A 12756-nucleotide genomic window follows, 5' to 3' on the forward strand; every position below is an offset into this window, starting at 1 on the left:
TCAGGCGTCGTGGAAGACCAGGCCGAGCGCGTGCCGCCGGCCGCTGCGCACCGTGCTGACGCCGTGTCGGACGGGGCCGGCGCGGTGGCCGCGGGCCGAGGGGACGGGGCGGTCGCGGGTGGTGAAGACCAGGCCGTGGCCCTGGGGCAGCACCGTCGCGGTGCCGCGGGACTGGGCGCGGGGGCGCTGTTCGACCAGCAGGAACTCGCCGCCGGTGTAGTCGGTGCCGTACGCGTCGAGGCCGATGACCACCTGGAGCGGGAAGACCAGCTCGCCGAAGAGGTCGCGGTGCAGCGCGTTCCAGTCGCCCGGGCCGTAGCGCAGCAGGATCTGCGAGCCCTTGTCCTGCCCCGCGGCGTGGCAGCGGGCGGTCCACTCGGCGAGGGTGTCGGGCCACGGGGCGGGGCGGCCCAGCTTCCCGGCCCAGCTGCGGGCGATGGGGAGCAGGCGGGGGTAGAGGGCTTCGCGCAGGGCGGCGACGGGCTCGGGCAGGTCGTGGGTGAAGTAGCGGTACTGGCCGGAGCCGAAGCGGTGGCGGGCCATGTCGACGGTGCTGCGGAACAGCTCCGGCCGGTCGTAGAGGGCGGTGATCGCGCGGCACTGGACGGGGTCGAGCAGGCGCGGGGTGAGGGCGCAGCCGTTGGCGTCGAGTTCGGCGGTGAGGGCCGGCCAGTCGGTGGTGCTGAGGGTCATACCCGCACTCTGCTACCGGTGGCCGCCGGGTGCTGGCGGCATTCGGACGTCGCGGCGCGGGCGGCCTGCGAGAGCGCTCTCCTCAGGAGCCCGCCCTGTTCGAAGCCTTGACACCCCGTTGAGCCAGGAGCATCCTGCGCAGCGGGTGAGAGAGCGCTCTCTCACCCACTCCCTTCCCCCACCCGGAGAGGACCGGCTGATGCTCCCTCGAAGAAGGCCCGCCGCCCGTCGCCCCTTACCGTCCAGGCCGCTGCTGCGCGCCCTGCTCGCCGTCGCCGCACTGGTGGCCGTCCCGCTGGTCGGCCTGCCCGATGCGGCGTCGGCGGCGGGCGGTGCGGCGTTCGGCGGGACGCCCGCCGCCGTGCCGGGCACCGTGCAGGCCGCGAACTACGACACCGGCGGCCAGGGCGCGGGCTACAGCGTCACCGCCGCCAACGGGACCGCCAACGCCTACCGTCCCGACGGGGTGGACCTGGAGGCCACCGCGGACAACCAGGGCACCGGCGTGCCCGGCGGCGCCTACGACCTGGGCTGGGCCACACCCGGCCAGTGGTTCGACTACACCGTCCAGGCGGCCGCCGCCGGCAGCTACACCGTCTCGTTCCGGGTCGCCTCGCCGTACGGCATCGCCGACGCCTTCCACCTCGCCGACGCGGCCGGCGCCAACCTGACCGGCGCGGTGGCCGTGCCCAACACCGGCGGCTACCAGACCTGGAGCACCGTCACCGCCACCGTCACGCTGCCGGCCGGCCCCCAGACGCTGACCCTCGCCGAGGACACCAACGGCTGGAACCTGCACTCGCTCGCCTTCGCCCAGGGCGGTGGCGGGACCGGCGGCACCGGCGGCGGCCCGACCGAGTACTGCGGCATCCAGGACCTGGCGCTCGACCAGCCGACCACGGCCTCCTCCACCCAGGACGCCACCGCCTACCCGGCCTCCGCCGCCACCGACGGCAACCCGGGCAGCCGCTGGTCCAGCGCGGCCGCCGATCCGCAGTGGCTGACGGTGGACCTCGGATCGCCGCAGCAGATCTGCGGGGTGGGCGTCCTCTGGGAGGCCGCCTACGCCACCGCCTTCCAGATCCAGGTCTCCGGCGACGGCGCGAACTGGACCACGCTCTACTCCACCACCACGGGCACCGGCGGCAACCAGAGCATCCCGGTCACCGCGACCGCCCGCTACGTGCGGCTGTACGGCACCGCGCGCGGCACCCAGTTCGGCTACTCCGTCTTCGAGTTCAGCGTCCACGGCCTGACCACCACGGCCCCGGTCTCCGGCGGCAACGGGAGCGGCGGCAACGGCGTCTGCCCCTGGGTGGGCTCCACGGCGCCGGTCGCCCAGCGGGTCCAGCAGGTGCTCGACACCATGGACCGGGCCGAGGAGGCCACCCTGGTCTCCGGTGACGGCAGCAGCAGCTACATCGGCCAGGTCGGCGGCATCCCCAACCTCTGCCTGCCGCCGCTGAACATGGAGGACGGCCCGTCCGGGGTCGGCGACGGCAACGGCGGCGTCACCGCCTTCCCCGACGGCGAGAGCGCCGCCGCGACCTGGGACCCGGCGCTGATCCAGCAGGAGGGCGCGGCCAAGGGCGCCGAGTTCGCGGGCAAGGGCGTGAACATCTCGCTCGGCCCGACCACCAACCTGGTGCGCGACCCACGCTGGGGCCGCACCTACGAGACCTACGGCGAGGACCCGTACCTGGCCGGCCGGATCACCTCCGCCGAGGTCCGGGGCCTGCAGGGCCAGGGGGTGATGGCCGACGTCAAGCACGCGGCCGCCTACGACCAGGAGCAGTACCCGAACGGCGCCAACAACGAGACGGTCGGCCGGCAGGCCCTGGAGGAGCTGTACCTGGCGCCGTTCCAGGCCGCGATCGAGCAGTCCGCGCCCGCCTCGGTGATGTGCTCCTACGCCGTGGTGAACGGCGCCCCGTCCTGCGCCAGCGCCCAGCTGCTGCAGCACGGACTGGACGACGAGGCCGGCTACGGCGGCTTCGTGGTCTCAGACTGGGGCGCGGCGGGCAACGCCGTCGCGGACGCCCAGGGCGGGATGGACATCGCGATGCCGTTCTCCAACGCGAGCGACATCTCCGCCGCACTCTCGGCGGGCACCCTCGACCAGGGGACGCTCAATGCGATGGTGGCCCGGATCCTGACCCAGATGTTCGCCTTCGGCCTCTTCGACAACCCGGCCGCCGGCTCGCTCTCGGCCACCGTCACCACCCCGGCGCACCAGCAGACCGCGCTGCAGCTGGGCGAGGAGGGCACGGTGCTGCTGAAGAACAACGGCATCCTGCCGCTGGACCCGAAGGGCAGCGAGTCGATCGCGGTGATCGGCACCGACGGCGGCGCCGCGGTGGAGATCGCCGGTGGCGGCAGCGGCGGGGTGAACAGCCCGAACGCGGTCTGGCCGCTGACCGGCATCCAGAACGCGGCCGGCCCGAACGTCAAGGTCGGCTACACGGCGGGCGACGACAACGGCACCGCGAACATCCCGCAGGCGGTGGCGGCCGCGCGGGCCGCGACCGACGCCGTCGTCTTCGTCAGCGCGCCGGAGGGCGAGGAGTCCGACCTCGCCACGCTCAACCTGTCCGCCACCGAGGAGGCGCTGATCACGCAGGTGGCGGCGGCCAACCCGCACACCGTCGTGGTGGTCAACAGCGGTTCGCCGGTGGTCATGCCGTGGCTGAACTCGGTGGCCGGGGTGTTCGAGAACTGGTACGGCGGCCAGCCGACCGGGGCGGCCGTGGCGGCGCTGCTGTTCGGCAACGCCAACCCCTCCGGCAAGCTGCCGGTGACCTTCCCGAGCAGCCTCGGCCAGGTGCCGGCGCAGACCACCGCGCAGTGGCCGGGCACCGCGACCGGGACCACCTACAGCGAGGGCGTGGACATCGGCTACCGCTGGTACCAGTCCCAACACCTCACCCCGGCCTTCCCGTTCGGCTTCGGGCTCTCCTACACCTCGTTCGCCTTCGGCAACCTGGCGGTCGGCCCGTTCGACGCCAACGGGGACGCCACCGTGACCGCGACGGTCACCAACACCGGCCCGGTGGCGGGCGCGGAGGTGGCGCAGCTGTACGTCGGCGATCCGGCCGCGAGCCAGGATCCGCCGGAGCAGCTGCGCGGCTTCCAGCGGGTGGTGCTCAACCCCGGGCAGAGCACCACGGTGAGCTTTCCGCTGACCGTGCACGACCTGGCCTCCTGGTCGCAGGCGGACAACCGGTGGGAGGCGCCGGCCGGCAGCTACTCGATCAGGGTCGGCGACTCCTCCGCCAACCTGCCGCTCAGCGGCTCGACTTCGCTCGCGCAGACGCTGACCGGGCAGGTCGCCGCCGGCGCCTCGGGGGCGGGCGTCTCGCTCGCCAACACGGCGGTCAGCGCGAACGTCGCGCCCGGCTCCGGCCTGCCGGGTGCGGAGACGGTCGGGGTGGTCAACCCGTTCGGCTACAGCAGCCCGAAGGGCGCGGCGGTCTCGTTCGGCGTGCAGGCGGTCGACTCCGACTCCGCGCAGGCGCTCACCTTCACCGCGACGGGCCTGCCGCCGGGCATCGCGATCGCGCCGAACGGCACGTTCTCGGGCGCGGGCAGCGCGCTGGGGACGTACACGGTCACGGTCACGGCCACGGACCGGGCGGGGGTGTCGGGGACGGCGACCTTCGTCTGGTCGGTCGTGCAGTGAGGCCGAGGGGCTGAGCTCCGGTGGACCGGCGGCGCGCTGTGGCGGGCCGCCGGTCCACCGGACCCGGCCGGGGATTCCCTTGCGGCGGGCGGCGTTTCGTGGCTCCGTCGCGACCCGGTTACGGTCCGCTCCATGGATTCGATCTTTCGTACGGCAACCGAGCTCGCGACCGCCCTCCGGGCCGGCGAGGTGAGCTCGGTGGAACTCACCGACCAGGCGATCGCCCGGATCGAGCAGGCGGACGGGCAGGTCAACGCGGTCTGCGTGCCGGACTTCGACCGGGCCCGGAGCGCGGCGCGGACCGCCGACCGGGCCCGCGCCGACGGGGTGGACCTGCCGCTGCTCGGCATCCCGGTGACCGTCAAGGAGTCGTACGACGTCGCCGGGCTGCCCACCACCTGGGGCCTGACGGAGCACCGGGACCACCGGCCGGCCGAGGACGCGGTGCAGGTGGCGCGGCTGAAGGCCGCGGGCGCCGTGCTGCTCGGCAAGACCAACGTGCCGGTGGGGCTGCAGGACATCCAGACCTTCAACCCGCTCTACGGCACCACCGGCAACCCGTGGGACCCCACCCGCACCTCGGGCGGCTCCTCCGGCGGCTCGGCGGCGGCCCTGGCCTGCGGGTTCGGCGCGCTCTCGATCGGCTCCGACCTGGCCGGCTCGCTGCGCACCCCCGCGCACTTCTGCGGCGTGTACGCGCACAAGCCGACGATCGGGCTGGCGGCGACCCGCGGCATGGTCCCGCCGGGCGAGCCGGCGCTGCCGGGCGAGCACGACCTCGCCGTGGTCGGCCCGATGGCGCGCTCCGCCCGCGATCTGACGCTGCTGCTGGACGTGATGGCCGGGCCGGATCCGCTGACCACCGGGGTGGCCTACCAGCTGCGGCTGCCGCCGGCCCGGCACCGGGAGCTGCGCGGGTTCCGGGTGCTGGTGCTCGACGACCACCCGGTGATCCCGACCGGGGCCGCCGTGCGGGCGGGGGTCGAGCGGGTCGCCGGGGCGCTGGCCGAGGGCGGCGCCCGGGTCGACCGGAGCAGCCCGCTGCTGCCCGACCTGGCCGAGGCCGGCATGCTCTACCTGCTCTTCCTCTTCTCCGGCTCGCCCGCGCGGTTCCCGGTGGAGACGCCGGCGCAGGTGCGGGAGCGCGCGGCCGCGCTGGACCCGGCGGACCAGGGGTTGGCGGCGGTGCTGCTGCGCGGCATGGTGCTCAGCCACGCGGACTGGCTGGCGGCGAACGCCCGGCGCGAGCTGCTCCGGCAGACCTGGCGCCGGCTCTTCGCCCAGTACGACGCCGTGGTCTGCCCGGTCACGCCCACGCCGGCCTTCCCGCACGACCACGCCCCCGACCCGCGGGGCCGGCTGCTCGACATCGACGGCGCCGCGTACCCGTACTTCCACCAGCTGGTCTGGGCCGGCCTGGCCACGCTGGCCGGTCTGCCGGCCACCGCCGTGCCGGCCGGCCGCTCGCCCGAGGGCCTTCCGGTGGGGGTGCAGATCATCGGCCCGATGTTCGAGGACCGCACTCCGCTGCGGCTGGCCGAGCTGCTGGAGCAGCGGATCGGCGGCTTCCAGGCGCCGCCGTCAGGGTGAGCCGTCGTCCGGTTGAGCGGCCGTCAGGGTGAGCGGCCGTCAGGCGGGTGCCCGCAGGCCGGTGATCTCCTGCCGGGCCCGGGTGACGGCCTCCTCGGCGCCGCCCCGGGCGAAGGCGAGCTCGCGGGCCAGCCGGCGGGTCGCGCGGAGCAGGCGCTTGCCCTTCTTCCTGCCCGCCCGGCCCTGCCAGGCCCGGAGGTAGGCCCGGCGCTCCTTGCGGCTGCCGGTGGCGGCGGCCACCTCGATCGGCCAGAGCAGGCCGGCCGCCGCCTCCGGGAGGAGGATGTCGCGCAGCCACTGCCGCTCCTGCGGCACGGCGAGCCGGAAGGTGCGCCAGAGCAGCAGCAGCGAGGCCGCCGGTGCCAGCACGGCGACGGCCAGCACCCCGAGCACGCCGAGGGCGGCGGTGCCAAGCGCGGCGAGGTCGTCCCAGACCCCGTGCATCAGCATCGCGCCGGCGACCAGCAGCAGGCCGGTCACCCGCCGGCCGGGCCGGCCGCGGCCGATCGCCCACATCAGGCCGGCGAAGAGGACTCCGCTGAACAGGGCGTGCGAGACCGGACCGACCACCGCGCGGACCACCGCCATCTGCAGCGCGACGGGGACCTGGTCGGCGCCGAAGGCGGCCACGGTGGCGTTGTAGGTGTAGAGGACGTCCTCCATGACCTGGAAGCCGAGCCCGGTAAAGGCCCCGATCAGCAGCCCGTCGTACGGGGACCGGATCAGCCGCGGTGCCAGGCCGAGCAGCAGGATCAGCGCGGTGGCCTTGGCCGGCTCCTCGGTGAACGGCGCGGTCAGGCCGGCGCCCCAGTCCCTCGCCCAGCCGTGCCCGAACAGCTTGCCGTAGAGCGAGAGGCCCGCGCTGTTGGCCCGCAGTGCCACCACGAAGGTGGCGGTCAGCGCGCCCCAGGCGAAGGCGACGGCGAGCAGTTTCGCCGGCAGCCCCGTGTACCGCCGGTTGTGGCGGCGCAGCAGGAGCACCCAGGGGACCGTGAAGAGTGCGAACGCGATCACGCCGATGGCCAGGCCGGTGCCGTAGGCGGCGGCGCCCGGCCGGTAGTACCGGACCGTCTGCACCGCACCGGCGGCCAGGCCGGCGAGCAGCAGCCAGAAGCAGGCGTTGCGCCACTGGAGGAGGGCGAAGGGCGTGCCCCAGCCGGAGTCCTCGATCGCGGCGGTCCGGGCCGCCTCGAGGTCCGGACCGGCGGCCGCGGTCTCCGTCGTCACGACCGGTCCCCCGTTCCGGTCAGCGCCAGGCTCGACAGCATCCGCTGGACCTGCTCGTTGCGGGCCGACAGCTGCCCGCCGTCCGGGGCCGTGACCGCCACCACGAGGCCGCGGTCGCCGGGGAGCGCGAAGGCGGTCAGCGTCCCCTCGCCGGAGTCGGCGGTGTACCGCTCCTGCACGCCGTCGAGGCCGTCGGTCGAGACGACCGCCGTCCGCTCGCCCCGTGCCGTGAACCCCGCCTTGGTGGTCGAGCGGACCGCGTTCCGGTTCATCTGCTCCAGCAGCCGGACCGAGTCGCCGCGGAAGGGCCCCACCTGGAGCACGGCCTTCACCGGCCCGTCGGTGAGCAGGGAGGTGGACTTGGGCTGGGCCGGCACGAGCGTCGGCATGTCGACCGTGACCCCCTTCGTCAGGCGCCAGCCCTCGGGGGGCGCGATCGTCAGCCCGTCGCCCAGCTCCAGCCGGTCCCCTGCCGCCACCACCGCGTTGTCCTTGACCGACCGGTCCAGCAGCGGGAGCCCCACCGCCAGGACCAGTCCGATCACCACGACCACCACGGCCGGGAGCACACTCCCCCGACTCGGCCTCACCGCACGCACGCCGGCCGTTCCTCTCCGCCTGATCCGACAGTCCCTCAGGATGCAGGATGTGAAAATCGTATGAGCGAAGAGTATAGGGAGCGAAGATCGACTCGATGAGCCCGGGAACCAGAAGAGGCTGGTCGAAGCTTTCGCTTCGACCAGCCTCAGTGGTGCGCGAGGGGGGAGTTGAACCCCCACGCCCTTTCGGGCACTGGAACCTGAATCCAGCGCGTCTGCCTATTCCGCCACCCGCGCATCGGTGCTGAAAGAAACTATATACGGTCTTCGGGCTGCTCCGCGCCAAGCCCCCGACCGTCCCGCCGGCGCGGGCGGCGCAGCAGGGCGGGTCACTGCGGCGGGTCACTGCGGCGGGGCGGCTCCGGTGAAGGCCCAGCGGGTGTCGGCGTAGCCGCTCTGCTGCTCGGTCAGCTGGCCGGAGGAGACCTGCTGGTACGTCACCCAGGTGTTGACCAGCCGGGGCGACTCGGCGTTGGGCAGCATGTCGCCCCAGCTCAGCGGCGGGGTGACGCCGCCGTCGTCCAGGGTGTCCCCGCTCTCCAGCAGTTCGCGCAGGTGCTGGGCGGTCATCGGCGTGCCCGCCCCGTGCAGGCGGTCGGCCGCGGTGAGGAAGACCTGGTAGGCGACCCAGGTGGTCTGCACCGCCAGGTCGGAGAGGTCGATCGGGTTGCCGCCGATGGTGGAGCGCAGCGCGTCCCAGGCGTGCGCCGAGGCCGGCGGGTACCAGCCGGTCACGTAGGCGCCGTTGAGCACGCCGTCGGCCGCGCCGTTCGGGCTGAGCACCGACTGGGGGACGCTGCCGATCACCGCGCCGAGCAGGGTGTGCGCGGCCTTGAGGTGGTGGAAGGCGTCCAGGAACCTGCCGCTCTGCTCGGGGGCGAGCGCGTCGCTGACGCAGTTGCCGGCCCGGTCGTCGCCGAGCGCCTTGCGGGCGGCGGCGGCGTAGTCCGGGGTCTTCTCGCTGACCCGGACGTCGACCAGCTTGCCGTTCTCCGGCTTGATCGCACCGGCCAGGTAGCCGGTCAGCCGGTCGCCGGCCGAGCTGTCCGGGCGGACCAGCGCGACGGTGCGGCAGCCGGCCGCGACCAGCTGGCGGCCGTTGCCGATCACCAGGGTGGCCATGCCGCCGGCCACCGGGTAGGAGAGCGGGCTGGTGAACTCGGCGCCGGTCAGGCCGTAGCCGCCGAGGTAGGGGATCTCGGCGTTCTCCAGTCCGGGCAGCAGCGCGTCGCTGTTCAGGCTGTAGGAGCCGATCACGGCGACCGCCTTCTGCGCCACCGCCTCGTCGACGCAGGCGATCCCGCCGGCCACGGTGTTGTGCTCGTTGCAGGTGAGCACGCGCAGGCGGTGGCCGTCGATCCCGCCCTTGCTGTTCACCTCACGGCCGATCAGCTCGGCCAGCGCGGTCACGCCGGTCCGGTCGAAGGCGCCGGTGCCGGAGGGGGCCCAGGTCATCACGGTGTAGGCACCGTCGTCCGTCGCCGCCGCCCTGCCGCCGCAGCCGGTGGCCGCGAACAGTGCCGGCAGCAGGGTGAACGCCGCGAGGGCCCGACCTGGACGGGTCCAGCTGGTCATGCCGTGTACCTTCCTCGAACTGCGATGCCACACCGGGCGGGAAGTGGACCAGTACAGCCAACTCGGCTGGCTGCACGGGGAACTAGTACAGCCAACTCGGCGTGGTGCACGGCGGGAGGTACCGCACGTGAACGGCCGGCGGACACAGCGGCAACAGCGGGCGGGGAAGGGCACCCGGGAGGCGGCGCGCGGGATCGGCGCCCGGGCCGGCGGGGCGTGAGAAGCTGGCGCATGCCCAGCACCGCGCCCGAGCACGACCCCGACCCCGACGCTCCGCGTCAGCCCGCGCCCGCGCCCGCGTCGGCGGAGCAGGAGAGCCCGAAGATGCGGGCCGATCGGCGGCTGGTGGAGCTGCTGCAGGAGCTGCGGGTGCTGCAGACCGGGGTGCAGATCGTCTTCGCGTTCCTGCTGGGGGTGGCGTTCACGCCGCGGTTCGCTTCGCTCGACGATGCCCAGCAGGACATCTACGTCACCACCCTGCTGTTGAGCGTGGTGGCCGCCGCCGTGTTCGCCACGCCGGTCGCCCTGCACCGCGGGCTCGCGCACCATCCCGCGAAGGCACGGATCGTCAGGGTGTCCGCGCGGGTCGCGCAGCTCGGGCTGTTGTTGCTCGCCGCCGCGCTGACCGGTGCCGTGCTGCTGGTGCTGGACGTGGTGCTCGGGGCGGCGCCGGCGATCGCGGTCAGCTGCGTGGTCGCGCTGATCTTCACCGCGCTGTGGTTCGTCCTGCCGTGGGCGGTACGGCGCGAGGCGGAGCGTGACGGGGAGGACGCCGGCTGAGCGTGGCGGGCCGTCAGCCGGCGGCGAGGCGGTCCAGCCACTCCGTCAGGAGGTGCTGTTCGCCCGGGCTGAGGGGGGCCTGCTCGGGCAGTGCGGCGCGCAGGGCGCGGGCGGCGCCGGCCGGCCCGGGGTCGCGGAGGGCGGGGCGCTGGTTGGTGACGGCGGTGACCATGGATTCGCGCATCGCGGCCAACAGGGCCGGGTCGCGGCGTTCTTCGGGCAGCGAGAGCCAGGTGAGCACGGTGCCGCGGGCCGTGGCGTGGATGATCTGGGCCGCCAGTTCCTCGTCGACGCGCAGCCAGCCGCCGGCCGCCAGGCGGCGGATGCGGCCGCGCAGGATCTCCATGCCGGCCTGGTAGGCGGCCGAGGCGGTGCCGCCCGGTTCGGTGTACATCAGGGTGAACAGGGCCGGGTTGGCGAGGCCGAACTCGACCGCCACATCCCAGCCGCCGCGCAGGTCCTCGATCGGGTCGCGCGGGTCCGGGTCGACGTGCTTGGTGGCGAGGAACGCGGTGAAGCCGTGCTCGGCGACCGCGTCGAGCAGCCCCTCCTTGTCGCCGAACAGCCGGTAGATGGCCGGCGGCTGCAGGCCCGCCGCGTCGGCGACCGCGCGGGTGGTGACGGCGTCGCGGCCGCCGCGGGCGAGCAGGCCGATGGCCGCCTCGATGACCCGCTGCCGGGTCTGCTCCTGCGTGGCGGAGGTGCGTGCTGCTGGCATGGATCAACGGTATCGCAGCGATGGTTCCATCGTTAGTATCGATGTTACTGTCTTGATGTTTCCGCTGGAATCAACGCCCGCCGTGCGGGCATGGGAGTGCACCATGATCATCGTGACCGGAGCCACCGGACTGCTGGGGCGCCAGACCGTCGAGCGGCTGCTCACCCGGGTGCCGGCCGAGCAGGTCGGCGTCAGCGTCCGCGACCCGCAGAAGGCACGGGCCCTCGCCGACCGCGGCGTGCGGGTGCGGCAGGGCAGCTTCACCGACCCGGCCGGCCTGGCCCACGCCCTCGAGGGCGCCTCGCAGGTGCTCCTCGTCTCCGTCGACCGGATGGGCGAGGCCTGCGTGGCCCAGCACCGCAACGCCATCGGGGCGGCGGTCGCGGCCGGCGCCCGGCGGATCGTCTACACCAGCCAGATGGGCGCCGACCCGGCCTCGCACTTCCAGGCCTGCCGCGACCACGCCGCCACCGAGGACCTGCTGCGCGCCTGCGGCGTCCCGTTCACCGCGCTGCGCAACGGCTTCTACGCGAGCAGCGCGGCGCACTTCCTGCAGCAGGCGCTGGCCTCCGGGCAGCTGGCGCTGCCCGCTGACGGGCCGTTCGCCTGGACCGCGCACGCCGACCTCGCGGAGGCGGCGGCCGCCGTGCTCGCCGGGGAGGTCCGCTTCGACGGGCCGACGCCGCCGCTGACGGCCGGCCCGGCGTACGACTTCGCGGACCTGGCGGAGCTGGCCGCCGGGGTGACGGGGCGGGCGATGAGCAGGAGCGTGCTCTCCGACGAGGAGTTCCAGGCGCAGCTGGTGGCGCACGGCACGCCGGCGGAGCTGGCGGCGCAGCTGGGCGGCATCTTCGCCGCCGCCCGGGCCGGGGAGTTCGCAACGGTGGATCCCGCGCTGGCGGCGCTGCTCGGGCGCGAGCCGGTGGGGGTGGGCGAGGTGCTGCGGGAGGCGTTGGCGCAGGGGTGACGGGAGCGGCAATCAGGGCGGCCCGTTTCCTTGTGAGCCGTTGAGGTGACCCTCCCGCCAGCCGTCCCGCCGGCACTCACCTCGTGCAGCGCACCGACTGATCCGGATGCGCCGCTCCGGCCTCGACGACGGCCGGGTCAGCTGGGTGTGAGCTCGAACGCGGCGGCCGGGCGCGCGGGCGGGAGTCCGCTCCGTCGGCCGGTCACGGCACCAGCGGGCCGGCCAGCGCGGCCAGTCCGGCCTCGCGGTCTCCCGTCCAGCTCAGCGAGCCGGCCTCGCGCGGGAGGCGGCCCCAGAGGGTGAGCAGCAGGTCCTGGGCGGTGCCCCGGAGTTCGGCGACCGGCTCGCCGGGGCCGAAGGTCCAGCTGCTCGCGGCGTCGGTGGCGGTGATCCGCACGGCCCGGGCGGGCGCGGTGGCGGCGCCGCGGGAGATCATCCGGGGGGCCATGATCTCGAAGACCTCGGCGACACCGTCGGCGGCCAGCTCGGGGTCGAACGGGGTCACCGCGCCGAGCGCGTGCTCGGCGTCCCAGCGGTGCACCAGGGTCTCCTGGGCGCGGCGCCGGTGCCAGAAGGCGACGGTGTGCGGCACGGCGAAGGTCCAGGCCTCGGTGTCGGGGTCCACCGACAGGGCCTCGATCAGCGCCTCCGAGGAGCCGGCGAACCAGGCCCGCAGGGCGGCCGGGTCGCGGGGCGCGGCGCCCTCGTCGTAGTCGCGGCCGTGCTTCTCGCGCACCGCGGTGACCACCCAGAGGTTGCCCGCGCCCACGTGCACGGCCAGGTCCGCCACCGTCCAACTGCCGCAGTGCTCCACCGGAGCGGTCAGGTCGCCGTCCAGCGCGGCACCGAGCAGGTCAAGTTCACGTCGAAGAGCGACCAGGTAGTCCATGGCGCCAAAAGTACCGCGACCGCCGGGACGCGGGGTGGC

Annotated in this window: 10 protein-coding genes and 1 tRNA gene; 4 read left to right on the plus strand and 7 right to left on the minus strand. The window is 74.4% G+C overall.

What is annotated here, in order from left to right; genetic code table 11:
• The gene (locus ACFYNO_RS31760) at nucleotides 1–693 is read right to left on the minus strand and encodes a 2OG-Fe(II) oxygenase (RefSeq protein ID WP_388020529.1); all 693 of its coding nucleotides are present in this window, start codon (nucleotides 691–693) and stop codon (nucleotides 1–3) included.
• A gap of 199 nt (nucleotides 694–892) precedes the next feature.
• Between ACFYNO_RS31760 and ACFYNO_RS31765 the strand changes: the two genes are divergently transcribed.
• Nucleotides 893–4372, plus strand: coding sequence for a glycoside hydrolase family 3 C-terminal domain-containing protein (locus tag ACFYNO_RS31765; RefSeq protein WP_388020532.1), 3480 nt, complete (start codon nucleotides 893–895; stop codon nucleotides 4370–4372).
• A 132-nt stretch (nucleotides 4373–4504) separates the two neighbouring features.
• Nucleotides 4505–5962: an amidase gene (locus tag ACFYNO_RS31770; protein ID WP_388020535.1), complete on the plus strand. Its 1458-nt coding sequence runs from the start codon at nucleotides 4505–4507 to the stop codon at nucleotides 5960–5962.
• 39 nt (nucleotides 5963–6001) lie between these two features.
• On the opposite strand, the gene ACFYNO_RS31775 is transcribed toward ACFYNO_RS31770, so the two are convergent.
• The 4 genes from ACFYNO_RS31775 to ACFYNO_RS31790 all read right to left on the minus strand — a co-directional run bounded on the left by ACFYNO_RS31775 (nucleotide 6002) and on the right by ACFYNO_RS31790 (nucleotide 9363).
• On the minus strand, nucleotides 6002–7189 hold the full coding sequence (locus tag ACFYNO_RS31775) for a PrsW family intramembrane metalloprotease (RefSeq protein ID WP_388020538.1): 1188 nt from the start codon (nucleotides 7187–7189) through the stop codon (nucleotides 6002–6004).
• Complete coding sequence (locus ACFYNO_RS31780) at nucleotides 7186–7734, minus strand: hypothetical protein (RefSeq protein WP_388020541.1); 549 nt, start codon at nucleotides 7732–7734, stop codon at nucleotides 7186–7188. The genes ACFYNO_RS31775 and ACFYNO_RS31780 overlap by 4 nt, the downstream gene beginning before the upstream one ends.
• A gap of 204 nt (nucleotides 7735–7938) precedes the next feature.
• Nucleotides 7939–8025: transfer RNA gene (locus ACFYNO_RS31785), tRNA-Leu, on the minus strand.
• A 105-nt stretch (nucleotides 8026–8130) separates the two neighbouring features.
• Entirely contained in the window at nucleotides 8131–9363 is a 1233-nt protein-coding gene (locus ACFYNO_RS31790; RefSeq protein ID WP_388020544.1) for an ABC transporter substrate-binding protein, read from the minus strand.
• A 231-nt stretch (nucleotides 9364–9594) separates the two neighbouring features.
• On the opposite strand from ACFYNO_RS31790, the gene ACFYNO_RS31795 reads away from it, so the two are divergent.
• The gene (locus ACFYNO_RS31795) at nucleotides 9595–10143 is read left to right on the plus strand and encodes a DUF6328 family protein (protein ID WP_388020547.1); all 549 of its coding nucleotides are present in this window, start codon (nucleotides 9595–9597) and stop codon (nucleotides 10141–10143) included.
• Between the two features lie 13 nt (nucleotides 10144–10156).
• Here ACFYNO_RS31795 and ACFYNO_RS31800 read toward each other — a convergent pair whose 3' ends face one another.
• Nucleotides 10157–10861, minus strand: a complete 705-nt coding sequence (locus ACFYNO_RS31800; protein WP_388020550.1) for a TetR/AcrR family transcriptional regulator — start codon at nucleotides 10859–10861, stop codon at nucleotides 10157–10159.
• A 103-nt stretch (nucleotides 10862–10964) separates the two neighbouring features.
• Here ACFYNO_RS31800 and ACFYNO_RS31805 point away from each other — a divergent pair, with 103 nt between their 5' ends.
• A complete protein-coding gene (locus tag ACFYNO_RS31805) occupies nucleotides 10965–11828 on the plus strand; it encodes an NAD(P)H-binding protein (protein ID WP_388020553.1) in 864 nt (287 codons plus the stop codon).
• A gap of 202 nt (nucleotides 11829–12030) precedes the next feature.
• Here the strand turns inward: ACFYNO_RS31805 and ACFYNO_RS31810 are convergent, their stop codons facing one another.
• Entirely contained in the window at nucleotides 12031–12717 is a 687-nt protein-coding gene (locus ACFYNO_RS31810) for a maleylpyruvate isomerase family mycothiol-dependent enzyme (protein ID WP_388020556.1), read from the minus strand.
• Nucleotides 12718–12756: the final 39 nt, after the last annotated feature.

Origin of the sequence: Kitasatospora sp. NPDC006697 (assembly GCF_042869935.1) — a bacterium.
GTDB lineage: Bacteria > Actinomycetota > Actinomycetes > Streptomycetales > Streptomycetaceae > Kitasatospora.